This is a genomic window from Rhodanobacter sp. KK11 (assembly GCF_033345435.1).
Lineage (GTDB): Bacteria > Pseudomonadota > Gammaproteobacteria > Xanthomonadales > Rhodanobacteraceae > Rhodanobacter.
In genome coordinates, this window is record NZ_JAWPMI010000001.1 from 164,440 (window position 1) to 188,624 (window position 24,185).

Annotated in this window: 23 protein-coding genes and 1 tRNA gene; 12 read left to right on the forward strand and 12 right to left on the reverse strand. The window is 67.5% G+C overall.

What is annotated here, in order from left to right:
- Window positions 1-90: 90 nt before the first annotated feature.
- The 4 genes from R5H19_RS00710 to R5H19_RS00725 all read left to right on the forward strand — a co-directional run bounded on the left by R5H19_RS00710 (window position 91) and on the right by R5H19_RS00725 (window position 5,631).
- Window positions 91-1,830, forward strand: coding sequence for an alkaline phosphatase (locus tag R5H19_RS00710; protein WP_318157056.1), 1,740 nt, complete (start codon window positions 91-93; stop codon window positions 1,828-1,830).
- Window positions 1,831-1,879: 49 nt separating this feature from the next.
- Complete coding sequence (locus R5H19_RS00715) at window positions 1,880-2,596, forward strand: lysoplasmalogenase (RefSeq protein WP_318157057.1); 717 nt, start codon at window positions 1,880-1,882, stop codon at window positions 2,594-2,596.
- Window positions 2,593-3,879, forward strand: coding sequence for a sterol desaturase family protein (locus R5H19_RS00720; protein WP_318157058.1), 1,287 nt, complete (start codon window positions 2,593-2,595; stop codon window positions 3,877-3,879). The genes R5H19_RS00715 and R5H19_RS00720 overlap by 4 nt, the downstream gene beginning before the upstream one ends.
- 249 nt (window positions 3,880-4,128) lie before the next feature.
- Window positions 4,129-5,631, forward strand: a complete 1,503-nt coding sequence (locus R5H19_RS00725; protein WP_318157059.1) for an amino acid permease — start codon at window positions 4,129-4,131, stop codon at window positions 5,629-5,631.
- Window positions 5,632-5,640: 9 nt separating this feature from the next.
- On the opposite strand, the gene R5H19_RS00730 is transcribed toward R5H19_RS00725, so the two are convergent.
- Window positions 5,641-6,726 (reverse strand): GGDEF domain-containing protein, encoded by a 1,086-nt coding sequence (locus tag R5H19_RS00730; RefSeq protein ID WP_318157060.1) that lies wholly within the window; start codon window positions 6,724-6,726, stop codon window positions 5,641-5,643.
- A gap of 275 nt (window positions 6,727-7,001) precedes the next feature.
- Here R5H19_RS00730 and R5H19_RS00735 point away from each other — a divergent pair, with 275 nt between their 5' ends.
- Both R5H19_RS00735 and R5H19_RS00740 read left to right on the forward strand, forming a co-directional pair.
- Window positions 7,002-8,900 carry a M61 family peptidase gene (locus R5H19_RS00735; protein WP_318157061.1) on the forward strand — a complete coding sequence of 633 codons (1,899 nt, stop codon included), beginning with the start codon at window positions 7,002-7,004 and terminating at the stop codon, window positions 8,898-8,900.
- Window positions 8,901-9,054: 154 nt separating this feature from the next.
- Window positions 9,055-9,131 (forward strand) — tRNA-Arg (locus R5H19_RS00740).
- 184 nt (window positions 9,132-9,315) lie between these two features.
- Here the strand turns inward: R5H19_RS00740 and R5H19_RS00745 are convergent.
- The 3 genes from R5H19_RS00745 to R5H19_RS00755 form a co-directional block, all read right to left on the reverse strand.
- On the reverse strand, window positions 9,316-9,474 hold the full coding sequence (locus R5H19_RS00745; RefSeq protein WP_318158124.1) for a DUF3309 family protein: 159 nt from the start codon (window positions 9,472-9,474) through the stop codon (window positions 9,316-9,318).
- Between the two features lie 237 nt (window positions 9,475-9,711).
- The gene (ligD, locus tag R5H19_RS00750) at window positions 9,712-12,258 is read right to left on the reverse strand and encodes a DNA ligase D (protein ID WP_318157062.1); all 2,547 of its coding nucleotides are present in this window, start codon (window positions 12,256-12,258) and stop codon (window positions 9,712-9,714) included.
- 2 nt (window positions 12,259-12,260) lie between these two features.
- Window positions 12,261-13,271: an SDR family oxidoreductase gene (locus R5H19_RS00755; protein ID WP_318158125.1), complete on the reverse strand. Its 1,011-nt coding sequence runs from the start codon at window positions 13,269-13,271 to the stop codon at window positions 12,261-12,263.
- Between the two features lie 162 nt (window positions 13,272-13,433).
- Here R5H19_RS00755 and R5H19_RS00760 point away from each other — a divergent pair, with 162 nt between their 5' ends.
- Together R5H19_RS00760 and R5H19_RS00765 are read left to right on the forward strand one after the other, a co-directional pair.
- The gene (locus R5H19_RS00760; protein WP_318157063.1) at window positions 13,434-13,925 is read left to right on the forward strand and encodes a DUF6496 domain-containing protein; all 492 of its coding nucleotides are present in this window, start codon (window positions 13,434-13,436) and stop codon (window positions 13,923-13,925) included.
- Window positions 13,926-13,954: 29 nt separating this feature from the next.
- Window positions 13,955-14,899, forward strand: a complete 945-nt coding sequence (locus R5H19_RS00765) for a Ku protein (protein WP_318157064.1) — start codon at window positions 13,955-13,957, stop codon at window positions 14,897-14,899.
- Between the two features lie 59 nt (window positions 14,900-14,958).
- Here R5H19_RS00765 and R5H19_RS00770 read toward each other — a convergent pair whose 3' ends face one another.
- On the reverse strand, window positions 14,959-15,414 hold the full coding sequence (locus R5H19_RS00770; protein WP_318157065.1) for a PA2169 family four-helix-bundle protein: 456 nt from the start codon (window positions 15,412-15,414) through the stop codon (window positions 14,959-14,961).
- 326 nt (window positions 15,415-15,740) lie between these two features.
- On the opposite strand from R5H19_RS00770, the gene R5H19_RS00775 reads away from it, so the two are divergent.
- Window positions 15,741-16,367, forward strand: a complete 627-nt coding sequence (locus tag R5H19_RS00775) for a GIY-YIG nuclease family protein (protein WP_318157066.1) — start codon at window positions 15,741-15,743, stop codon at window positions 16,365-16,367.
- A 176-nt stretch (window positions 16,368-16,543) separates the two neighbouring features.
- On the opposite strand, the gene R5H19_RS00780 is transcribed toward R5H19_RS00775, so the two are convergent.
- The 3 genes from R5H19_RS00780 to R5H19_RS00790 all read right to left on the reverse strand — a co-directional run bounded on the left by R5H19_RS00780 (window position 16,544) and on the right by R5H19_RS00790 (window position 18,586).
- Complete coding sequence (locus tag R5H19_RS00780; protein ID WP_318157067.1) at window positions 16,544-17,284, reverse strand: DNA-formamidopyrimidine glycosylase family protein; 741 nt, start codon at window positions 17,282-17,284, stop codon at window positions 16,544-16,546.
- Window positions 17,285-17,482: 198 nt separating this feature from the next.
- Entirely contained in the window at window positions 17,483-17,749 is a 267-nt protein-coding gene (locus R5H19_RS00785; RefSeq protein ID WP_318157068.1) for a hypothetical protein, read from the reverse strand.
- Between the two features lie 102 nt (window positions 17,750-17,851).
- Window positions 17,852-18,586 (reverse strand): DUF72 domain-containing protein, encoded by a 735-nt coding sequence (locus R5H19_RS00790; RefSeq protein WP_318158126.1) that lies wholly within the window; start codon window positions 18,584-18,586, stop codon window positions 17,852-17,854.
- 274 nt (window positions 18,587-18,860) lie between these two features.
- Between R5H19_RS00790 and R5H19_RS00795 the strand changes: the two genes are divergently transcribed.
- Window positions 18,861-19,961, forward strand: a complete 1,101-nt coding sequence (locus tag R5H19_RS00795) for a DNA topoisomerase IB (protein WP_318157069.1) — start codon at window positions 18,861-18,863, stop codon at window positions 19,959-19,961.
- Window positions 19,962-20,009: 48 nt separating this feature from the next.
- Here R5H19_RS00795 and R5H19_RS00800 read toward each other — a convergent pair whose 3' ends face one another.
- Together R5H19_RS00800 and R5H19_RS00805 are read right to left on the reverse strand one after the other, a co-directional pair.
- Window positions 20,010-20,843 (reverse strand): hypothetical protein, encoded by an 834-nt coding sequence (locus R5H19_RS00800; protein ID WP_318157070.1) that lies wholly within the window; start codon window positions 20,841-20,843, stop codon window positions 20,010-20,012.
- 52 nt (window positions 20,844-20,895) lie between these two features.
- Window positions 20,896-21,030, reverse strand: coding sequence for a hypothetical protein (locus R5H19_RS00805; RefSeq protein ID WP_318157071.1), 135 nt, complete (start codon window positions 21,028-21,030; stop codon window positions 20,896-20,898).
- On the opposite strand from R5H19_RS00805, the gene R5H19_RS00810 reads away from it, so the two are divergent.
- Entirely contained in the window at window positions 21,029-21,289 is a 261-nt protein-coding gene (locus R5H19_RS00810; RefSeq protein WP_318157072.1) for a hypothetical protein, read from the forward strand. The genes R5H19_RS00805 and R5H19_RS00810 overlap by 2 nt on opposite strands.
- 58 nt (window positions 21,290-21,347) lie before the next feature.
- Complete coding sequence (locus tag R5H19_RS00815; RefSeq protein WP_318157073.1) at window positions 21,348-22,400, forward strand: glycerophosphodiester phosphodiesterase; 1,053 nt, start codon at window positions 21,348-21,350, stop codon at window positions 22,398-22,400.
- A 57-nt stretch (window positions 22,401-22,457) separates the two neighbouring features.
- Here the strand turns inward: R5H19_RS00815 and R5H19_RS00820 are convergent, their stop codons facing one another.
- Complete coding sequence (locus R5H19_RS00820; RefSeq protein WP_318157074.1) at window positions 22,458-23,042, reverse strand: hypothetical protein; 585 nt, start codon at window positions 23,040-23,042, stop codon at window positions 22,458-22,460.
- Between the two features lie 188 nt (window positions 23,043-23,230).
- Window positions 23,231-24,055: an NADPH-dependent 7-cyano-7-deazaguanine reductase QueF gene (gene queF / locus R5H19_RS00825; RefSeq protein WP_318157075.1), complete on the reverse strand. Its 825-nt coding sequence runs from the start codon at window positions 24,053-24,055 to the stop codon at window positions 23,231-23,233.
- Window positions 24,056-24,185: the final 130 nt, after the last annotated feature.

Below are 24,185 nucleotides of genomic sequence, written 5' to 3' on the forward strand. Positions count from 1 at the left end.
CGGGCCGCTGCCGCGGAACATGTACGCGTCCCGGTTATGATCGGGTGTCATCCGCGCGGATGGCCGCGCGGAACAGCCTGGAAGATCCGCATGACCCGTTTCCCGTTCGCTGCGCGCCCGATCCTGCTGGGCGCCATGCTCTCCACGCTCGGCGCCTGCGCCAGCCAGCCGCCGATGACTTCATCGCCGGCGGCGATCGCGGTGCCCGCCATCGAGCGCCCGCAGGGCGAGACGCCGCAATGGTGGTTCCGCAGCGGCGCGGCGCAGGCGGCGTTGGCCTCCGCGCAGGCGAATACGGGTGGCCAACGTGCGAAGAACGTGATCGTGTTCCTCGGCGACGGCATGAGCCTTCCCACCATCGCCGCCGCGCACGTGCTGGCCGGCCAGCGCGCAGGCACGGACGGCGAGAGCTACCGGCTGAGCTTCGAGAAGTTTCCGTTCAGCGCACTCAGTCGCACCTACGAGACCGACCAGCAGACCCCCGACTCGGCCGGCACCATGACCGCGATCATGACCGGGGTGAAGACCCGCGCCGGCTTCATCGGCGTATCGCAGGTGCCGAAGCGGCAGGATTGCGCCGGCACGCGCGGGCAGGAGCTGGTCAGCGCGCTGGAGCTGGCCGCCGCGGCCGGCATGGCCACCGGCGCGGTCACCACCACGCGGATCACCCACGCCACCCCGGCCGCCACCTACGGCCACCTGCCCGAGCGCAACTGGGAAGTGGACGCTGACCTCAGCGACGCGGCGAAGGTCGCCGGCTGCAAGGATTTCGCCGCGCAGCTGATCGACTTCCCGGTCGCCGGCGGCCTCACCGTGGCGATGGGCGGCGGCCGCACCGCATTCATGCCGGCCGGCGCGGACGACCCGGAGTATCCGAACCGCGTCGGCCAGCGCCTCGACGGCCGCGACCTGATCGGCGAATGGACGGCCAGCCATCCGGACGGCAAGTACGTGTGGAACGCGGCGCAGCTGAAAGCGCTGGACCTTGCGCGCACGCCGCGCCTGCTCGGCCTGTTCGAGCCCTCGCACATGAACTACGAACACGAGCGCCCGCGCGACAAGGCCGGCGAGCCCAGCCTGGCCGAGATGACGGCCAGCGCGATCGAGGTGCTGAAACGGAACCCGAACGGCTTCTTCCTGATGGTCGAGGGCGGCCGCATCGACCACGCGCTGCACGCCGGCAACGCCTACCGTGCGCTGGACGAGACGATCGCCTTCGCCGATGCGGTGCAGGTTGCGCTGCAGCACACCGACCCGGCCGAGACGCTGATCGTGGTCACCGCCGACCACAGCCATACGCTGACCTTCGCCGGCTACCCGCGCCGCGGCAACCCGATCCTGGGCAAGGTCATGGGCCATACCGACAGTTTCGACGACGAAAGCGCGCCGGGCCTGGCGCGCGACGCCGCCGGTCTGCCGTACACCACACTCGGTTTCGCCAACGGCCCCGGCTACACCGGCGCCAGCGACCAGCAGCCGGAGGGCAGCAAGCGCTACCCGCACAACCCGCGCGAGTACAGCGCGATCGGCAAGGGCCGGCCCGACCTGCGCGAGGTCGACACCACCGATCCGGACTACCTTCAGGAGGCAACCGTTCCGCTGAAGGCGGAGAGCCATGGCGGCGAGGACGTGGCGATCTTCGCCACCGGTCCCGGCGCCGCGGCGTTCCACGGCGAGCTGGAACAGAACGTGATCTTCCACGTGATCGTGCAGCACGCGCCGCGCCTGCGCGCCGAGCTGTGCCGGCTGGGCAGCTGCAATGCGGACGGCGTGCCGGTGGAACGGCCGACGCGGCAGGCGTGGCTGCAGCAGGCGGGAGCGGCCCGCTGAAGGTGCCGTGCGGGCTATGATCGGGCGACCTTCGCCAGCCGGATCGCGCATGTCCGTCGCCGCCTTCGAAACCGCGCCCGCGCCGTACCCGCGCGGGCTTGCGCTGGCCACGCTGGTCGCGGCGGTCGCGGCGATCGCCGGCGCGCTGCTGGCGACAGGCGATGCCGGCCACGGCTGGCTGTGGCTGCACTGGTGCGGCAAGCCGCTGGCCACCGCGCTGATCTTCGTGCTGGCGTGGCGCGCGCGTCCGGCGCAGTCGCCGCGCTACCGGCGCTGGATCCTGGCCGGCATCGCCGGTTCGCTGGCGGGCGACGTGTTCCTGATGCTGCCGGGCGACCTGTTCGTGCCGGGGTTGCTGGCGTTCCTGCTCGCGCACGGCTGCTTCATCGCCGCCTTCCTCGGTGATAGCCGTTTCGCCGCGCCGGCGTGGCCGCTGGCGGCCTGCATCGCCTATGGCGTGGTGAATCTCGCCTTGCTGTGGACCGCCATCGATGCCCCGCTGCGCGTACCGGTGATCGTCTACGTGGCGGTGCTGGCCATGATGGGCGGGCAGGCGTGGGCGCGGGCGCAACACGGCGATGCCGCCACCCGGCTGGCCGCGCGCGGCGCGCTGGTATTCATGTTCAGCGACAGCGTGCTGGCCTGGGACCGCTTCCGCGGCCCACTGCCGCTGGCCAGCCTGTGGGTGCTGGCGGCGTATTATCTGGCGTTGTGGTGGATCGCCCGCTCGGTGCAGGGCATCGCCATCGAAGACGAGGCGTCATGAACACGCAGGAACTCATCATCACCTGGGCCACCCCGGTGTTCTTTCTGCTGATCGGCATCGAGCTCGTGGTGGCCAAGCTGCGCGGGCGCGAGGCGTACGCCAGCAACGACGCGATCAACAGCATCGGGCTGGGCGTGATCTCGCAGCTGGTCGGCGTGTTCAGCAAGCTGCTGACGATCGGCATCTATGCCTGGTGCGTCGAGCACCTGGCGCTGTTCGCGCTGCCCGACAACAACCTGCTGGTGTGGATCGGCGCCTTGCTGCTGTACGACCTCTGCTACTACTGGCTGCACCGCGCCGGGCACCGGGTGAACATCCTGTGGGCCGCGCACGTGGTGCATCACCAGAGCGAGCGCTACAACCTGTCCACCGCGCTGCGCCAGACCGGCAGCGGCGTCTTGCTGGGCTGGCTGTTCTACCTGCCGCTGGCGGTGCTCGGCGTGCCACTGAAGGTGTTCGTGATCGTGGCGCTGATCGACCTGCTGTACCAGTTCTGGGTGCACACCGAGCAGATCGGCCGGCTCGGCTGGTTCGACCGGGTGTTCTGCTCGCCGTCCAACCATCGCGCCCATCACGCGGTGAACGACCGCTACCTCGACCGCAACTACGGCGGCATCCTGATCGTATGGGACCGCCTGTTCGGCACCTTCGTCGAGGAAGACGACAACGACCCGCCGGTGTACGGCACCCGTTCGCCGCTGCGCAGCTGGAATCCGCTGTGGGCGAACGCCGAGGTGTACTGGCATACCGCGGTGGACGCGTGGCACGCGCGGCGCTGGCGCGACAAGCTGCTGGTGTGGCTGAAGCCGCCAGGCTGGCGCCCGGCCGACGTGGCGGCGCGCTACCCGAAGCCGGCGTTCGCGATGCCTGTCGAGCGTTTCGACCCGCCGCTGTCGCGGCCGCTGAAGCTTTACGTACTGGTGCAGTTCGCGCTGCTGTTGGGCATGACCACCCAGTTCCTCGGCATGGCCGGCACGGCCAGCCTGCCGGCGCTGCTCGGCTACGCGGCTTACCTGGTCGCTGGCCTGTGCGTGATCGGCGCGCTGATGGAAGGTCGGCGCTGGGCGCCGTGGGCGGAAGCCGTGCGCGTGCTGGCCACCGCCGCGGTGCCGCTGCTCGGCGGGCGCTGGTTCGGCGTGCCGCATCTGGACGGCCATCTCGCGCTGGCGATCGCGGCGGTGTTCGGACTGAGTGCCGTCGCACTGCCGTGGCTGCGTCCGTCATCGGCCCGCGTGGGCATGGCCGCCGCGTCCCCTGAGTCGGCAACCGCCTCGCCGCGGTAGGGCGGGCACCGCCCGCCGGCTGTCGGCGCTGCGGTAGGGCGGGCACTGCCCGCCGGCTGTCGGCGCTGCGGTAGGGCGGGCACTGCCCGCCGGCTGCCGGCGTTGCGGTAGCTGTCGGCGTTGGCAGAAGCGGCGGGCAGTGCCCGCCCTACCGGATCGTGGATCTTCGGCGACGACCTTGCTGCACCGCGCTGTGTGCCTGCATGCGCATTCGCTATGATCGCCGTTTGCTCAACTCAGGGGCAGGCGATGGGATTCTTCAGCAAGCTGGTGCGCCACAAGACGGTCGAGCAGTTGCAGGCGGAGGCCGGCACGCGCGGCGATTTCCGCCGCGTGCTGGGCCTGTGGCAGCTCACCGCGATCGGCATCGGCGGCATCATCGGCGTCGGCATCTTCGTGCTGGCCGGGCAGCAGGCGGCGATGAACGCCGGCCCCGCGGTGGCGATCAGCTTCCTCATCGCCGGCATCGGCAGCGCCTGCGCCGCGCTGTGCTACGCCGAGTTCGCCGGGCTGATCCCGGTCACCGGCAGCGCCTACACCTACGGCTATGCGGTGCTCGGCGAGTTCGCCGCCTGGATCATCGGCTGGGACCTGCTGCTGGAATACGCGCTGGTGGTCGCGGTGGTGGCGATCGGCTGGTCCGGCTACGTGCAGGTGCTGCTGAACTCGGCCGGCGTGCACCTGCCGGAGTGGGCGCAGCAGAGCATGAGCGCGCAGACCATGGAGTACTACCTGCAGCAGCTGTTCGGCCTGCATGGTTCGACGGCGATCGCCGGGCCCAGCGACGGCCACCGCTTCAACGTGATCGCCGCCGCGGTGTCGCTGGCCGTCGCCGTGCTGCTGACCGTGCGCACCGAGTGGGGCGCGCGCTTCAACACCCTGGTGGTGGCGATCAAGGTGGTCGGCGTGCTGCTGGTGGTGCTGGTCGGCGTGTTCTACATCGACACGTCGAACTGGCACCCGTTCGTGCCGCCGCGGGTGGTCGACGCCGCCACCGGCATCGGCCACTTCGGCTGGGCCGGCGTGCTGACCGGCGCCAGCGTGGTGTTCTTCGCGGTGTTCGGCTACGACACGCTGACCACCGCGGCGGAGGAATCGAAGAACCCGCAGCGCGACCTGCCGCGCGCGGTGCTGTTGTCGCTGGCGATCGCGATGGTGCTGTACATCGCGGTGTCGCTGGTGCTCACCGGCATCACCCACTACAGCAAGCTCGGCGGCGAGGCCTCGGTGTCCGACGCGTTCGAGCAGATCGGCCTGCACTGGCTCAGCGTGACCATCGCGGCCGCGGCGGTGATCGGCGTCACCAGCGTGCTGTTCGCATTCATGCTGGGCGCGGCGCGGATCTGGTTCGCGCTGGCCCGCGACGGCCTGCTGCCGGGCTGGTTCGCGAAAGTGAGCCCGCGCTTCGGCACGCCGGCGCGGCCGACCCTGATCCTGGGCGTGTTCACCGCGCTGGTCGCCGGGCTGCTGCCGATCGGCGAGGTGGCCGAGCTGGTCAACATCGGCACGCTCAGCGCCTTCATCATCATCTGCAGCTCGATCATGCTGCTGCGCGTGCGCCGGCCGGACTTGCAGCGCAACTTCAGGACTCCGGCGGTGTGGTTCACTGCGCCGCTGGGCATCGTGTTTTCCGCGGCGCTGATCTACGGCCTGCCGTGGATCACCTACGAGCGATTCCTGCTGTGGATGGCGCTGGGCTGCGTGATCTATTTCGCCTACGGCATACGACACAGCCGGATGGCGCGGGGCTGAGCTTCACCGTCAGCAGCGGTCCGGGCTACTGACGACGCGGTCGCGGCCCTCGCGCTTGGCCTGGCGCATGGCCTGATCGGCGCGCGCCAGCAGGGCATCGATGTCGTCGCTGCAGTCCGGTGAGCACTCGGCGACGCCGATGCTGGTGGTGAGCGGGCCGTCCGGGCGCCGGATCTCGCGCATCGACTGGCGCAGCTGCTCGGCGCGCCGGCACGCCTGCTCCAGGCTGTTGCCGGGCAGCAGCATGGCGAATTCCTCGCCGCCGATGCGCCCGATCAGATCGCCCTGGCGCATCTGGCGGCGCAGCGTCGCGGCCAGCGCGACCAGCGCCGCGTCGCCGGCGGCGTGGCCGTGCTGGTCGTTGAGCTGCTTGAAGTGGTCGGCATCGAGGAACAGCATGCAGGCCGGTTGCTGCTGTCGGCGCAGTTCGGCCAGCGCGGCACGCGCCAGTTCGAGGAAGCGATTGCGCTGCAGCAGACCGGTGAGGCCGTCGATGTTGGCCTGCTCGCGCAGTTGCTGCTCCAGCCGGAACTGCTCGAACAGCGTGCCTGCCATGAACGCCCGCAGCACGGCCGCCAGCGCGATCGCGATCGCCATGTAGACCAGGTACTGCACCAGCAACTGGCTGTCGGTCGGGCCGAGCAGCAGGATCGGCAGCGGGCCCAGCGCGCACAGCGTCATCGCGACGAGGAAATCCCAACGCCCCATCCACAGCACCGAGGTCGCCACCGGCAGCAGCAGGCCGGGCGGCACCCACGAGTGCCCTTGCGGATGGCTGACACTGCCGAGATTGATGCCGATTTCCAGCAGCAGCACGCACAGCAGGGTCAGCGCGCTGAGCAGTCGCGGCTGTCGTACGCGGCCGGTGGCCAGTGCCAGCAGCAGCAGCAGCGGTGCCGGCGTCATGCGCAGCCACAGCGGCACCGGCGAGTCGCGCATCAGCACGCCGACGCCGATCGCCGCCAGGTAGGACAGCGCCGCCACCAGCATCAGCGCATGGATCATCGGCCCCATCCGCAGCGCCAGGTACTGGCGGTACTCGCGGCGCTGGCGGGCGTCGTCGGCAGACATGGGGTGGTCGAACGGCAGGTTCATGCGGGTCCCGGAGGGCGGAGGGCGTGTGAGGTCGAGTGAGCACAGCAAGAGCGGTGCCAGATCGCGGCGACTGGCCGGAAGGGGTTCATGTGCCGGCCATGCTCATGACCTTCGGCAGGGGTGAAGGCCGGCATGGCCGGTCTAGCATCGGCGTTCCGGATGCCTGTCACGGCAACTTCCGCGGCACGGATTCCCCGGCCTGTCCGGCCCGGGCGGCTCCTGCTGCGGATTCCCGTTCATCCCGCCGGCTCCCCATTTCTCACCCGGAGAACGCATTGAAAGCCACCCGCCTCGCCACTGCCCTCGCCGCCACCGCCCTCGGTCTGGCCAGTTTCGCTGCGCTCGCCGAGGTCCCGGCGCCGCAGGATGTGCCGTATCAGGGCACCTTGAAGATCAAGGTGGACGCCACCGACGTGGCGCGCCGGATCTTCCGCGTGCACGAGACGATCCCGGCGCAGCCCGGCCCGCTGACCCTGCTGTACCCGCAGTGGCTGCCGGGGCACCACTCGCCCAGCGGTCCGATCGACAAGCTGGCCGGCCTGGTGGTGACCGCCAACGGCAAGACATTGCCGTGGAAGCGCGACACGCTCAACGTCTACGCCTTCCACGTCGAGGTGCCCGAAGGCGCCAGCAGTGTGGAGGTGTCGTTCCAGTTCCTATCGCCGCAGAACACCCGCCAGGGCCGCGTGGTGATGACGCCGGAAATGCTGAACCTGCAGTGGAACGCCAACACGGTGTATCCGGCCGGCTACTTCGCCAAGCGCATCATGACCGAGGCCAGCGTGACCTTCCCCGCCGGCTGGCAGTTCGGCAGCGCGCTGGAAGTGGCTTCGCGCGAGGGCGACACGGTGCACTTCAAGCCGATCGCGTACAACGACCTGGTCGATTCGCCGATCTACGCCGGCAAGTATTTCAAGCGCGTCGACCTGGACCCGGGCGCGAAGGCGCCGGTACACCTCAACATCGTGGCGGACGCGCCGAAGTACCTGGAGATCACCCCGGAACAGTTGAAGGTGCACCGCAACCTGGTGCAGCAGATGTACAAGCTGTACGGCGCGCACCACTACGACCACTACGACTTCCTGCTTTCGCTCAGCGACAAGATGAGCGGGCAGGGCCTCGAGCACCACCGCTCCAGCGAGAACGGCGTGGGCACCGGCTACTTCACCGAGTGGGACAAGAACGCGTTGAGCCGCGACCTGCTGCCGCACGAATTCAACCATTCGTGGGACGGCAAGTACCGCCGCGGCGCCGACCTCACCACGCCGAACTTCAACGTGCCGATGGAAGACTCGCTGCTGTGGGTCTACGAAGGCCAGACCCAGTTCTGGGGCCAGGTGATGGCGGCGCGCTCGGGTCTGTGGAACCAGGAGCAGGCACGCGACATGCTCGCCTTCGTCGCCGCCACCTACGACCGCGGCCGTCCCGGCCTGGCCAGCTGGCGCAACGTGCAGGACACCACCAACGACCCGATCATCGCCCAGCGCGCGCCGCTGCCGTACCGCAACTACCAGGCCAGCGAGGACTACTACTCGGCCGGCCAGATGATCTGGCTCGAGGTCGACGCCAAGCTGCGCGAGCTGAGCCGCGGCAAGCATTCCATCGACGACTTCGGCAAGGCCTTCTTCGGCATGGGCAACGGCGAGTGGCACGTCAACACCTACACCTTCGAGGACGTGGTCAAGACGCTCAACGACATCCAGCCGTTCGACTGGGCCAGCTACCTGCGCACGCGCCTGGACGGCCACGGCCCGCTCATCGGCGGCATCGCGGCACACGGCTGGAAGCTGGTCTACACCGACCAGCCGTCCGCCGCAGTGACGGCGCTGGAAGCGCGCCGGCATTCGGCCGACCTCACCTATTCGCTCGGCCTGTCGGTCGGCAAGAGCGGTGACATCGGCGACGTGCTGTGGGACGGCCCGGCGTTCAAGGCCGGCATCTCGCCCGGCATGAGGGTGGTCGCGGTCAACGGCCGCGACTACGACGCCGACGCGCTGAAGGACGCCGTCACCGCCGCGGCGAAGGACAAGAGCCAGCCGATCGAACTGCTGGTGAAGAACTTCGACCAGTACAAGACCATCCGCATCGACTACCACGACGGCCTGAAGTACCCGCACCTGGTCCGCGACGAGAGCCGGCCGGACACCTTGAGCACATTGCTCAAGGCGCGCTGAAGCCTCCTGCCGCAGGGCGGGCACGGCCCGCCCTGCATAGTGGCGAACGCTTCGAGTGGCTCCGGCTGGCCGGGTCCACGCCCCGCGGACAACTCGGCTATACTGCGCTCCCCGCGGTGCCGGCCCAGGCCGTGCACCGCGGGCGACCATGCATGCGCCCGTAGCTCAGCTGGATAGAGTACTGCCCTCCGAAGGCAGGGGTCGTGGGTTCGAATCCCGCCGGGCGCACCATTTTCCCCCTGTGATACATCTGTGATACATCTGTGCCGGATCTCGGACAGAAGCGCGTTCGTCGAGTCCGCTCAACATGAGTGAAGTCTTCGCGACTCCCGCTGGGAGGGCCGCCACGCGGTCCTTGCCAGGCTGGCATGGGCTCGACTCGCGTGCGTGCAGCCACTGCGCACTGCAGGGGCTTTCAGATCACGCCCATCAACAGCAGCACGATCACGATGATCAGGATGATGCCAAGGCCGCCGACGGGACGATAACCCCACGAGCGGCTGTATCCCCACGCGGGGAGTGCGCCGATCAGAAGGAGGACCAGCACGATGATCAGCAGCAATGAAAGTGACATGTTGGTTCCTTGGCGATGAGCGCGAAACCCGAGCCGGGTTCGCTGCGGTGCTTCGCGCCCGGCGGCCGCCTGCGCGTGACGCATGGACCATCGCAGCTTCGTGGTGCACGCGCCGTCAACGCGACGGCCACTTTCGGGTCACGTCGCGCTAACACTGAACTGCCAGGACGGTACATCGGCCTGGCGGGCACCACCGCATCGTGATTGCATGGCAATGCGCCGAGGGCAGCGCCTGACTCAGCGCAGCTTCGCCATGACGTCGTCCAGATTCTGCTGCAGATCGTCGATGCCGGCCCAGGGATCCGAACGCAACCGCGCCAGTCGCGTCGGCGTGGAGCGGATATCGAAGTCGTGCCCGCTCTCGAGCTTGCCCAGCTCGCTCCAGCGCAGCGGCATGGCGACCGGCGCGCCGCTGCGCGCGCGCAGCGAATACGACGCCACGCTGGTGGCGCCCCGGCTGTTGCGCAGGTAGTCCAGGTAGATCTTGCCGCCGCGTTGCGCCTTGGTCGCGATCGCGATGAACTCCAGCGGATGCGCTTGCGCCACGGTGGCGGCAAAGGCGTGCGCGAAGTCTTTCACCTGCGGCCAGGCGCAGCCGGGGTTCAGCGGGACGACGACATGCAGGCCCTTGCCGCCGGTGGTGCGCAGGAAGGATTCCAGGCCCAGCCGCGCGAGCAGCCTGCGCAGCAGCCGCGCGGCGGCCACGACCCGCGGCCAGGCCACGTCGTCGCCGGGGTCCAGGTCGAATACCACCCGATCGGCCAGCTCCGGCTGCCCGATGGTCGAACCCCAGGGGTGGAATTCGAGCGCGCCGAACTGCACCAGTTCGAGCACCGAAGCGGCGTCCAGCGGATAGATGTAGGTGGCCTGCGCACCGGACTCCTCCTTCAGTTTCGCACTGCCCACGTGTTTCAGGCCAGGGATCAGATGCTTCTGGAAGAAGCAGGCCTTCGCGGTTCCCTCCGGACAGCGGATCACCGAGGTCGGGCGATTCACCACGCCGGGCAGGAACCAGGTCATGACGCTGGCGTAGTAATCGGCCACGTCCTGCTTGGTGTAGCCGTCGTCGGGAAACACCACGCGATCGGGGTGCGTGATCTTGATCTCCGGGGCGGCCGGTTTGCGGCGTCCCGCACCTGCGTTTTTCGCTGACGGCTTGCTGCTGGCGCGATCGGAGTCGGCGAGATCCGCCGGGGTCTTGTCGGTACGCATGCTCTTGAGACTCGGTTGGCGCAGCAGGTTCTTGTTGCCGATGCCGCGGTAGTACACCTCGGCGACCGCCGCCGGCCTGACCCATCGCGCATCGCGCAACAGTGGATCGATGGCGGTGAGCTTCACCGTGGGTCTGCTGCTGCCCTTGTCGGCGATGGTCTTGCCCAGTTGCCGCAGTTGCTCGTTGGAAAAACCGGTGCCAACGCGGCCCACGTAGATCCAGCCGGACTTCACCTCGGGATCGGGCCGCGCCAGCAGCAGCGAGCCGAAGCCGCTGCGGCTGCCCTTGGGCGGCGTGTAGCCCACCACGGCGAACTCGTCGCTCTCCAGCCGCTTGATCTTGAGCCAGTCGTCACCGCGCCCCGGGCGGTAGGCCGAATCAATGCGCTTGGAGATGATGCCCTCCAGCTCCTGCTCGGTCGCCATGCGGAACACGTCCTGGCCATTGCCGATCGCATGGGTGCTGAAGGCGAGATGTTCCGGTGCGTGCGCCAGCAGTTTTTCCAGCAGTTGTTTGCGCTCCAGCAGGACGACCCGCGACAGGTCGCTGCCCTCGAGGTAAGGAAGGTCGAACAGCATGTAGACCAGCGGCAACTGCGCCTCACCCGACAGCGTCTGCTGCAGTCCGTTGAAATCGCTGCGACCGCGTGCATCCAGCGCAACGAGTTCGCCATCGAGGTGGACCGAATGCAGGCCCAGCGATTCCAGCGCCTGCACGATGTCGGGCAGGCGCTCGTTCCACGGCAGCGCGTTGCGCGACCACAGCTTCACTTCGCCCTCGGCGATCGCCGCGAGAATGCGGTAACCGTCCCACTTCACTTCATGCAGCCATTGCGCTCCTTCCGGCGGAAATTCGCGCAGGCGTGCCAGTTCAGGTTTGAAGAAGACGTTGCTGGGCGCCGCCGGCCGGGCGCCATGCAATGCGGCGGCCGCCCTGGCCAGGCGCAGGCGCGGCAGTTTTCTGGACTTGGGTGCGGATTTCTTCCGGGCGGTCGACTTCCTTGCCGCGGCCTGCGTCGCCGGGGCCCTCGCGGCTTTGCGGGTGCTGCGCGTCATCTTCGCGTCGAGCAGGTCGTCGGCCTCGACATCGCCGGCGAACGCGTCCCTGGCCTTGATCAGGAACCACGCGGGCTGGCGTTCCTTGCGGCCACTGCGCACCAGGTGCCAGCCGCCCTTGAGCCGCTTGCCGAACAGCTCGAAGCGCAGGTGGCCTTTCTGCAGCTGGGCCTCGGCGTCGCCCGATGTGGCCCATACGCCGTGGTCGAACTGATCGACATGACCTTTGCCGTAGCCGTGTTCGATGTCGCCCTCGAAGCCGGCATACGACACCGGGTGATCCTCCACCTCGACCGCCAACCGTTTCACCCGCGGGTCATAGCTGGGCCCTTTTGGCACTGCCCAGCTCTTCAGCACGTCGCCGACCTGCAGGCGGAAGTCGAAATGGCGCCGGCTGGCGTGATGCAGCTGCACCACGAAGATGGCGCGCTGGTTGGCCATGCCGGGTTCGTTGGCGGCCGGCTCGCGTGTCTTCGAGAAGTCACGCTTGCGCTGGTAGTCCCGCAGGCTGCCCATGGTCAGCTGGTCGGACCTCCCATCACCGGCAGCACCGCGCCGGAGATGTAGCTGGCGCAGGACGGTGCGGCCAGGAAGACGTAGGCCGGCGCCAGCTCTTCCGGTTGTGCGGGGCGGCCCATGGCGCTGGATTTGCCGAAGTCGCGCACGCGCTCCGCAGGCTGGTCGGCGGCATTCAGCGGTGTCCATACGGGGCCCGGTGCGACGGCATTCACGCGGATGCCGCGCGAAACCATGTTCGATGCCAGCGCCTTGGTGAACGCATGGATGCCGCCCTTGGTCATCGAATAGTCGAGCAGCCTGGCGTTGCCGAACAGCCCGGTTTCCGATCCGGTGTTGATGATCGAGCAGCCGCTGCCGAGATGTGGCGACGCGGCCTTGGCCATGTGGAAATAGCCATAGAGGTTGGTCCGCAGGGTCTCGTCGAAATGCGCTTCGCTGATGTCCTCGATCGAGTCGGCGTGCTCCTGGAACGCGGCGTTGTTGACCAGCACGGAAAGCTTGCCGAACGCCTTCACCGTTTGCGCGACGGCCTCACGGCAGAACGCGGGATCCCGGACGTCGCCGCGGATCAGCAGGCAACGCTGGCCTTCGCCTTCGACGTAGTCGCGGGTTTCCTCCGCATCGGCGTCCTCGCACAGGTACACGATCGCCACGTCGGCGCCCTCGCGCGCAAACAGCACGGCCACGGCGCGGCCGATGCCGGAGTCGCCGCCGGTGATCAGCGTCGACATCCCGGCCAACTTGCCGCTGCCAACGTAATTGGGAGCCATGAACTGCGGGCGCGGATCGAGATCCCGCTCGATGCCCGGCTTGCGCAGATGCTGTGCGGGCAGCGGATTCTCCGGGTGCTTGCGCCCGCCTGCCGTTGCAGGGATGGTCCTCGACGGCGCTTTGGGTGACGTGGATTTCGACTTTGCCTTGCGCTGCTCGTCCTGGTCCGTCGCGGCCTGTATGGCGCGCTGCCGTTTGATGGTGGCGCCGGTTCGCGAGGTGGTTTTGCTGGTGGGCATGGACCTGGCACTCCATGGATCGCGAACGGTTGGCGGGTCGACGACCCTAGCGAACGGATCGTGCGCCCCGGGTGAAGCGTTCATCATCTGCGCGTGTACTTGACAGCTCGTCGACAGCGCGGGGGGAATAGTCCGGGTACCTGCTGCCACTGGAGAACTGCCATGCCCGAGAAGAAAACCCAACGCGCCGCGGCCAGGGACAAGAAAGCAGGCAAGTCCCCGAGCACCCAGGCCGGCGAGTACGTGCATGAGGAAATCGAGCATGTGCGCGAGGGAAAACACGGGGCCCGTTCGGCCAAGCAGGCGATCGCCATCGGGCTGTCCAAGGCACGGCGCGCCGGGGTGAAGGTGCCGGCCGGCAAGACCGCCAGCAAGTCGACCAGAAAGAAGGCCGCGCAGGACGAGGCTGCTTCGCACGAGCACCACAAGCCGGCGGCGAAGCGCTCGCGGGCTACCAGCAGGGCACTGAAGAAGGAAGGCCACGGTGCCGCCTCGAAATCCGCGCTATCGTCCCACGCGAAGAAGGCCGCCTTGAAGCGAAGCGCCGGTTCGCGTTCCGCGGCCGCCAAGAAGGCCGCCCACACCAAGGGTGCAGCCGGTCGTTCGGCGGCGGCGAAGAAGGCGGCGAAGACCCGCGCGAAGAACGCTTCCTGATCGATCACCGCACCGCCGGAGCGCACATCATGGCCCGCCCCATCTGGACCGGAACACTGTCATTCGGACTGCTCAACGTGCCGGTGTCGCTGATGCCGGGCGAACGCAGCGTCGACCTGCATTTCCGCATGCTGGACAGCCGCAGCAACACGCCGGTGCGCTATGAGCGCGTCAACGCGGAGACCGGCGAGGAGGTGCCGTGGAAGGAAATCGTCAAGGCGTTCGAGTACGAGAAGGGCAGTTACGTCGTGCTGGAGCCGGAAGATATCAAGTCGGCCGCCTCGGAGGGACGCGAGGCGGTCGAGGTGGAGGCCTTCGTCGACGTCGATTCGATCGGGCCGGAATATTTCGAGAAGCCGTACGTGCTGGTGCCGGGCAAGAAGGCGGAGAAGGGCTATGTGCTTTTTCGCGAGACACTCAAGCGCACCGGCAAGATAGGCATTGCGCGCGTGGTGATCCGCACACGCGAATACCTGTCGGCCGTGATGCCCAAGGGCGACGCGCTGATGCTCATGCTGCTGCGCTACCCGCAGGAGCTGGTCGACGCAAGCGACTACAAGATCCCCGAGGGCGCGGCATCACAACACCGCATCTCGCCGAAGGAACTGCAGATGGCCGAACAGCTGATCGATTCGATGAGCGGCGAGTGGAAACCCGGTGACTACCGGGACGAATTCCGCGATCGCCTGCGCAAGGTCATCGAGAAGCGACTCAAGTCCAAGGGCGTGGTCACGCCGCCGGCCGATGAGGAGGCGCAGATGCCGGAAAACGCTGCCACCAACGTGGTGGATTTCATGGCCCTGCTGCAACAGAGCCTGGCCAGCAAGAAACGCACGCCGGCGAAAAAGGCCGAGGCGAAACCGGCACGCAAGACGGCAACAGGAAAAACAGCCGTCGCGAAGAAAGCGCCGGCGAAAAAGGCAAGTGCAAAGAAGGCACCCGGGAAACGATCGCCGGTCCGCAAGGCCAGCTGAACACCCGGCAGGCAATCAGGACGGGCGGCATTTCCCGCCCGTCCTGCGCGCGCGAACGTCTACTTGACGGCGTGCATGACCTTCTTGATATCCCTCATCTGGTCGTGGCCGCTGCGTACCGAGGTGTAGGCTTCGGCGATGGCGGACATGGTCCCGGGAGAAACCTTGGTATCCTTCATCGCATCCTCGAACTTGGCCTTGATGTGGTCCTCGCCGCGTTCAACCTCGTCCACCACCGCGGTATTGTCGTTCGAGGTGAGGCTGGTACGCAGGTTCACGAACATGCGATGTGCGGAAGCGAGCACGGTGCCGTCCTCTTCGGGCTTGCCGCCCAGCGAGCGCACGCGTTGCTGCAGCGTGGAGGCAATCGCACGGCGCTCGGTGGCGCGTGCCGTGAAAAGCGAAATCAGTTGCGCGCTTTTGGCGTCCTTGGCCGCCTCGGCGTAGCCGTCCGCGCTGTCCAGCGTGGTTTCGATGAGGCTGTTCAGCGTCTTGATATCGTGGTCGTTGCTCATGGGAGTGTTTTCTCCTTGGGGGGATCCTGGTTGTGGTCCCAGGTTGGGCTGCGAAATGCACGGCCAGTGAAGGACATCCGGCGTGACGGCTGCGGCATGGAGTTGTTCAAAGACTGCATGCGGCACCGGAAGCGGACTCTTCGGCAACGGCGTTTTGCACGCCATGCAGACGAGTGTCGGAGGACACTTCAGGCCTGCCCGACGCCTCTTGGTCATCGTCATGGCGCAGCCGTTTGCTCCGGTTCTTCCATGATTCGTGCCCGTGTGGGCGCGGCGGCCGCGTCACGGTGCGGCCATGAAAGAGGCGCCTGGAGGAAGGTGTTGTCGTGGACGAGGAGGCAATCTACCCGCGCTTTGCCAGTCGCGGACGCACGTTCGTTTACGTGCTGCCGTGCCGGCACGAGGACATCCTGAAAGTGGGCTTTTCGCGCGATCCCGTTGACCGGTTCCGCACCCTCCATCGGCGCTTCTTCGAGTTCTTCGACCTGGAGCGAGGCCTGCTGATCCGCACCGATCACCTGCATGACGCGCGGCGCATCGAGCGCCTGTTCATCACCACTTTCGCCGACCAGCGCGCCCCTGCGCCGCTGGTGGTGCCGCGATCCGCGGCTGGACATACCGAATGGTTCCGCGGCGTGTCTCCGCAGGTGGACGTGCTGGCGCGGCAAGTTTGCGAGGAGCAGGGATTCCTGCTGCACGCACCGCTGAGTTCATGGGTGCGCGAGCGCTTCGCCGACTGGAGCGAACTCTTGTTCGGTTGGTCGACGCGCATGCTGGAGATGATCGAGTACGAGCATTTCAATGTGCCTTCGCATGAAGGCGACAGGCGTGTGGAGAAGGTCCTGCGCGACGTGCTGGACGCCTACGCCGCGCTGGGCATGGACCTGCAGGCGCTGGTGCCTGACTCGGTGCGGTCGTGGTACGGGAGCGACCGGTATTTCGGTACGCGCTGAGCGACAGGGCCACGTCTTTTGCTGCGGATCGGCGCATCCGTTCGTCGTGGCTGGCGTGTTGGGTCTCGAGATGGTCCTCTCCGCGGGATCGCTGCCGCCGCGATGGACTGGCGGCGCGCGTGCGGTCGGCTGGTCCAGTGGCAGGCTGCGTGGCGCGAAGCGAAGCCCGGCATCGCTCAATCCCGGGTGTAGCGCTTCTGGCAGCGTTCGCAATAGAAACTGCGGCGGTTGGTCTTGCCCAGATAGGCCCTGTGCAAGGGGATGTCATGCCGCGGGCAGCGGCCGCGGTTGTGCACCAGCCAGTGCTGCCGCAGCACGTGGGCCCTTTTCCAGGCGAGGAACTCGAAGGAGTAGACGCGCGCCTGTTCAACCAGTTCGCGCAGCTTGCGCGGCGGCAGTCCGCCGACCACGGACAGCGGGTGGATCCGGGTCCGGTACAGCACCTCGTTCTTGATGATGTTGCCGACACCGGCAAATACGTTCTGATCGAGCAGCGCATCGCAAGCCAGGGTCTGCGGCATCGCGCGCAGCTTCGCGCGCGCCAGTACCGGATCCCAGCTGGCCGACATGATGTCGGCGCGCCAGTCGTACAACACGTCCAGGTCGCCCTCGAGCAGGCGCACCGAGCAATTGTAGAAATTGAGCTCGCCGTCGTCGAAGCCCAGGCTCAGCCGGGGCGGGGTATCTCTGCGTTCGTCGATGCGGTAGCTGCCGAACATCAGCAAGTGGATGCGCACGGCCAGCCGGTCGGGCAACTCGATCAGGAACTGCTTGCCGAAGCTGCGCAAACTGCGCACCTCGCGCCCGAGCAGCCGTGGAAGATCGATTTTCGCATTACCCACGGCGCGCTGGATCGTGCGGCCGGCAAACTTCGCAGCCTCCTCGCGCAAGATGACTATGGACGGGCCTTCCGGCATCGACAACGGCTTCGCTGGGAGTGGCGTGACTGCGTGATCGCGGAAAACAGGCACTGCCGAGCGGTCTGGGCTCGCGCATGCCGGGTAGCGCGCTCTCCGGCCAGGCTGCTGCCCCTCGCCAAACCAGGGCGGCCGCGCAGGGTAAGCCATGCGTCCGGTGCGGCCAGCCGCGATTCCGGCGGCCAGCCGTGCACCGGCTTATGAGCGTTCGGGGCTGTCCACGACACGGGGCCGCATGGGGACCGGCGAGACATCATTCCCGATCGGGACGGACGGGTTGGTTCGCCCGAGCGTAATGTTCTTCGCCGCGCGCACATGACGGTTTGCGTATGTCCATATCTCGCCCGTCTCCGTGATCAGAACGGTCCAGTACAGGTCCGACTCGGGTCCATAGTCGATCAAGACATGGGCGAAGCCTTCACCCTTGGGCGTATTCATCGGGATAGGTGGGTTGAGCTGGAGCACGATCGTTCCTCCACAAAGGGGGGTGAACATGCGTCCGGCCGAGTGAAAAGTCCGCGAACTGCTGCTACGGGATTTATCCGGGCGACAGCTTTTTGAACGGGATCAACCCGAGCAGTTCGAGGCGCCCAAGCAGTCGATCAGTTCCAGTGCGTTGGAGGTGGCGTGGCCCAGCGCGGTGTTGTCGAAGATGCACCAACGCCGGGTGGTTTGCGATGAAGCCTGGCGCAGCGTGAGGGCAATCCGGCACAGGCTCGCGTCCGCGTAGCTGTCGTAGTAGATCCGCGGCGATCCGTGCAGACGCAGATATTGCAGCGCAGGGTCACCGGCCGGTATCGCCGCCTGCGGCGTGCGTGCAGGGTCGGCGGCGACGCGGCTGATGCCGTGGTCTCTCAGGTGGCGGTCAACTGCCGGCGCGAACCACGAGGCATGGCGCGGCTCGCAGGCCACCGGCCCTTCGTGCAAGCTGCGCAACTCGTCGAAGAACGCCAGGGCCACGCGGGGCTGGTAGACCAGGCCGGGTGGCAGTTGCAGCAGCAGGCAGCCCAGTTTTTCGCCGAGTTGATCGACCTGGGCCAGGAAGGTCCGCAGCGCGGGCGCGCAGTCATGCAGTCGTGCCTGATGGCTGATGACGCGGGGCATCTTCACCGCGAAGCGGAAATCCTTCGGCACCGTGGCCGCCCAGCGCGTGTAGGTCGCCGGCCGATGCGGGCGATAGAACGAGGAGTTGATCTCGACGCAATTGAAGACCAGCGAGTAACGCTGCAGATGGCTGTCGCCCTCGGGGAAGCGGCCTGCGTGGGCAGCTGGAACCGTCCAGCCGGCGCAGCCGACGTACACGGCGGGCACGGTTGCGCGTCCGGCATGCCCTGGTGGCGGGGAGGGGGATGTCACGGCCTATCTTTCCGGGTCACGATGCGGCGTAACATGGAGCAAGAGGGTGTGAGCCAGCCGTGAATCGCAGCGCGCGTTCAATGCTCTCCGGTATTGCGGATCGGAAACGTGCCCGGTGAATCGACGACGGTGCCGCACATCGCGTGGCAGATCCGGCGGCCGTCCATGAGCGCAAGGGCTCCGCCTCAGCGCAATCCCTGACTGTGCGGATACTCCGGCTGTGGCGAACAAGCGCGATTCCAGTCCGTCGTCCCGCAACGAAGCACGCATCGCGGGGCTGACCTATGTCAGCGATCTGGAGCCGGGCATCCGTCGGGTGCGTCATGGCAAGTCGTTCATCTATCGCGACGCCGAAGGCCGACGCGTCACGGAACGCGATGAACTGGAACGCATCCGCAAACTCGCCATTCCTCCCGCGTATGAGCACGTCTGGATATGCGCCCACGCCAGCGGCCACCTTCAGGCTACAGGGCGCGATGCGCGCGGGCGCAAGCAGTATCGCTACCACCCGCGCTGGCGTGCGCTGCGGGATAAAGGCAAGTTCGGCGGTCTTCTGGAATTTGGCGCATTGCTGCCCACCTTGCGTCGGCACGTGCGCCATGATCTCGCGCAACCCGGTTTGCCGCGCGAAAAAGTGCTGGCGCTGATCGTGCGCCTTCTGGAGGAAACCCTGATCCGCGTCGGCAACGAACGCTATACCCGGGACAACCACAGCTACGGTTTGACCACCCTGCGCTCCCGCCATGTACGCACCGTACGCGGTCGGCTCCGCTTCACCTTTCGCGGAAAGAGCGGGCAAACGCAGGAGGCCGAACTGGACGACACCCGATTGGCACGGGTCGTGCGACACCTGCAGCAACTGCCTGGTCAGAAACTCTTTCAGTATCTCGATGGTGCCGGCCATCGGCGGCCAGTCGATTCCGGCGAGGTCAACGGCTACCTGCGCGCCGCTTGCGGCAGTGACTTCAGCGCCAAGGATTTCCGCACCTGGGGCGGCACGCTGGAGGCTGCGCGAATCCTGGTCCGGACACCCCGGCCGGCGGAGGGCGAACCGGTCCAGCGTGCGGCACTGGCCGAGGCGATCAAGCAAGTTGCGGCGGCCCTGGGCAATACGCCGGCGGTATGCCGCGCTTCGTACATCCATCCACAGATCATCGAAGGCTGGCTGGACGACAGCCTGCACGCAGCGATCCCGTTGCCTGTCGCCACACATCCGCGCCAGCTCGAAACCGCCGTCCTGCGCTTCCTGCGCCGCCGGCTGCGCACCGCGAAGCGGTCGCCGACCGCCAACCGGCGGTTGAAAAACGCCAAGAGGGCGTAAGTCGCGTTTCGCCCGATTCGTGCCGATAGCGCAAGGACATCAATACGGTCAGGTCAGACGTCTCGGACGAACCGTGTATTTGCGCAAGTGATATACGCGGTGGACGTGGGAGGCGCCCAACCAGCCGCCAACAGCTGCCGCGAGCAGTGCGGCGAAGCTGCTGATGAAGACGATCCACAACGTCATGGCCAGGTAGTGGGTCGTTCGATCCGCCGTCATTTTCGCCTCGGCTCTCGCCGCCCTGATCTGGGGCGACAGGCGTTGCAACGATTCCGCGGCGCTGGCCTGTGTCGTGCCTGTATCCGCGGCGAGAAGCGCGCTGGCCGTGTCGTCATGGTTGGCGATCAGTGCCGCGACGATCGGGGTCGAATCACCGCGTACGTGCGCGTTCAGCAAGAACGCGATATTGGCATCCAGCACCGCAACCGCACCTGCGCCTGCCGTGGCTGTCGGGTTGCGCAGGCCGTCCCCGGCTCCGTGCATGCCCATCGTGCCGCCGTGCCCGGACAGGGAGTGCCCCAGGCCCAATGCCAGCCAAAGGGCGGTCATGGTTACGGAAAGCCCCCAGACCGTCACTCCGTGAAGCGCGCCCATGGTGTCATCGTTGCGGCCGTCAAACCACGCCGCGAACATGCCGCCCAGAAAGAGCGCGGCGGCCCACGTGATGATCATCCAAAGCGCCGTGCCGGTGCCGATGCCCTTGACGCTCCCGGCGGCATTCCACGCATCGAAACTGGAAAAGCCCAATGCGAGTCCGGCCACGTAAAGCAACCCGGCCACACCCGTCGCAACCAGCCAACCCGCGATCACCGCGCGAAACTTCATGGCCGGGTGCAAATTTCGTTTGTCGATATTTGCAGGACTTTCTGGCACGAATGACATGGTCGTCTCTCCCGTTCGGCGATTGCACAAGCGCTTGGTCGCAACGCATGGATCAGGCGCAACCGCGCAAGAGAGCGAACAAGATGAGCAGAGGAATGGGAACGCCCAGGAACCACAGCAGGACATAGCCGATGCCGCCCTTTTGTTTGCCCGGTTCGGAGCCGGTGGGTCGCTCGTTGATACTCATGATTTTTTCCTCACGCAGTTGGGCCGGCCAGGCAATTTCTTGTTCCCGGCGCCGACGCGCAACTTTGTGGCACTCGGTGTGGACCGGCCGTGATGCCCCGGTGAACGGGGTGGCCTGGCGCGGCTCATCGCAAGCGGATTCTTTCGACGCCGGCGCGCATGTGATCGCCGCGGTGGCGCATTCGCAGTCGGTCGAGTCGGCGCACCGGCGCAGCCGCGAGTTCCTGCATGATGTCGCCGGCCTGCCTTTTGCGCATTGATCGGGGAGCCCGCGTGCATCGCCTATGCTTGGTCCTCGCCCTGCTTCCGGGAATCGCCATGTCCGCCACCCGTGCCGCCGCCGAGAAACCGCTTGCCGCCAAGGTGCTGGTGATCGGCCATCGCGGCGCCAGTGCGCTGCGCCCGGAGCACACGCTGGCCTCGTACGCGCAGGCGATCGCCGACGGCGCCGATTACGTCGAGCCGGACCTGGTGACGACCAGGGACGGCGCGCTGGTGGCGCGTCACGAGAACGAGATCGGCAGCACCACCGACGTCGTCGACCATCCGGAGTTCGCCGCGCGCAGGACCTGCAAGACGATCGACGGCGAGGCGGTGAGCGGCTGGTTCAGCGAGGACTTCAGCCTGGCCGAGTTGAAGACGCTGCGCGCGCGCGAACGGCTGTCGAAGCTGCGCAGCACGCAGTACGACGGCCGGTTCCCGCTGGCCACGCTGGACGAGATCATCGACCTGGTCGCCGTCGAGTCGAGGGCGCGCGGACGGGTCATCGGGATCATCCCGGAGATCAAGCATGGCAGCTATTTCCGGCGCATCGGCCTGCCGCTGGAGGACCAGCTGCTGGCCACGCTGGCCGCGCACGACTACACGCGCACGGCACCGGTGGAGATCCAGTCGTTCGAGATCGGCAACCTGAAGTATCTGCGCGGCAAGCTCGCCGACTTCACGCGCGGCAACATCCGCCTGCTGCAGCTGCTCGGCGACGCGGAGCGACAACCGTACGACGTGGCCGCGGCGGGCGGCAAGCTGACCTACGCACGGATGATGACGCCGGCCGGACTGCGCGAGGTCGCCACGTATGCGGATGCGATCGGGCCGAGTATCCGCGCGATCATCCCGCTGGAGTTCAACCGCCTGCTCGGCACGCCCACCAGCCTGGTGCACGACGCGCATGCCGCCGGCCTGGAGGTGCACCCGTACACCTTCCGCCCCGAGAACCACTTCCTGCCGCGCGACCTGTGGCAGGGCATCGACCCGCGCCATGTCAACGAGGCCGGTGCCATCGCCGAGATCCGCACCTACCTGGCCACCGGCATCGATGCGTTCTTCACCGACGCTCCGGCGATCGGGCGCAGGGCGCTGGACGGGCACTGAGTCAACAAAAAGGCGCCTGGAGGGCGCCTTTTTGTGTGCATGCCGGATCGAGCGAGCTCAGCTCTTCCCGATCTGGAAATCCTGCTTGGCCACCGGCTTGCCGTCGAGCGAGATCTCGACGCGGTACTTGCCTTCCGGCCACAGGTCGGGGTTCTGCACCTTGAACGTGGTGATGGCGGGGCCGTCGGTGGCGATCGACTGGCTGATGCTGCTGACCAGCTGGCCCTGGCCTTCCAGGTAGCTCCACTTCGCGTTGAGCGTGGCGCCGCCGCTGCTGCCTTCGGTGGCGACGCTGGCGTAGAGCGTCCTGTCGCTGGTGGCGAAACGGTCGCTGGCGCGGATCACCTGGTGCTCGGCGTTCACCGCGCTGCCCAGGGTCAGCTTGGCCACGGTGAGCGGTGCGGGCAGGGGCGCTGTCGAGGCGCCGGCTGCCGCGCCATCGGCATGGGCGGCCGTGGTGGCGGCCGCGGGTTGCGCGGCGGTGGCGGCCGGGGCTGGGGCCGATACGGGTGCGGCGGCCGTGTGGGCCGGGGCGGGTGCGCCGGTCGGCGACACGGCCGGCTCGTGCTTGCCGCAGGCACCGAGCAGCAGGGCGGCGAGGGCGGTGCTCAACAGCGCGCTGTTACGCATGGGACGTGTCATGGGAACTCCTGGCTCGATCATGGGCGGAGGCCGTCCATGGTGACTGCCGCGGCGCCGTCCGGGCGCGTTGGTCAGGCTCGACGAGGCTAGCGCCGCCGATCTGAAGCGAGGATTACCGGGCGGCGTCCAGGCTGCCGGACCTTCATGCGCCGGCAACGCGCGGCGCACATGCGGCGGGGGCTTCGCCGCTACTGGCGCACCGTGCGCGGATTGTCCGGCGTGGCCGGCGTACTGCTGCGGAACGGGTTGATGTCCAGCCCGCCGCGGCGGGTATAGCGCGCGTACACGCTGAGTTGCCGTGGCGCACAGCGCTGGGTGAGATCGACGAAGATGCGCTCCACGCACTGCTCGTGGAATTCGTTGTGGGTGCGGAACGACACCAGGTAGCGCAACAGCCCGGCATGGTCGATCGGCGCGCCGCGGTAGGCGATCCGCACGCTGCCCCAGTCGGGCTGGCCGGTGACCGGGCAGTTCGAGCGCAACAGGTGCGAGACCAGGGTTTCCGCCACCGGCGTGGCGCTGCTGTCGGCTTGCAGGAAACCGGCATCCGGCGGGCCGTAGTGGTCGATGACGAGGTCCTGGTCGTCGAGCAGATGGCCGTCCAGGTCGACGGTCGGCAGTGCCTGGGCGCGTGCGTCGCGCAGCTGCACGCCGACCACCGCACCCGCCGCCGCGGACAGGTCGTGCGTCAGGGTGGCGGCCAGGGTGGCGGCATCGGCGATGCGCTCCTGCGCGAAGCCGTTCAGGTAAAGCTTGAACGACTTCGACTCGATCAGGTGCGGCGACGCCGCCGGCACGCGGAACTCGGCCAGCGCCACCCGCGGCTTGCCGCGCAGGTCGAGCCACGACAGCTCATAGGCGTTCCAGACGTCCACGCCGTGGAACGGCAGCGATTCGGCGATGCCGAGCTCCGCACGCTTGCCCGCGCGCGGAATCGGGAACAGCAGGCGCGGATCGTAGCGCTCGGCGTAGACGGTGTCCTTGCCGAGCGGGGAGTGTTCGGGGGTACTCATGCGGCGCAGTTTAGCGGTTCTCGCTCCGCGCGCCGATGCGCAGCCCTTGGCTCTTCCCCCTGCAGGCAGGGGGGTTGCTCCGGCTTGCCGCGAAGCCAAAAGCAACCCACCCCAGCCCTCCCCTGCAAGC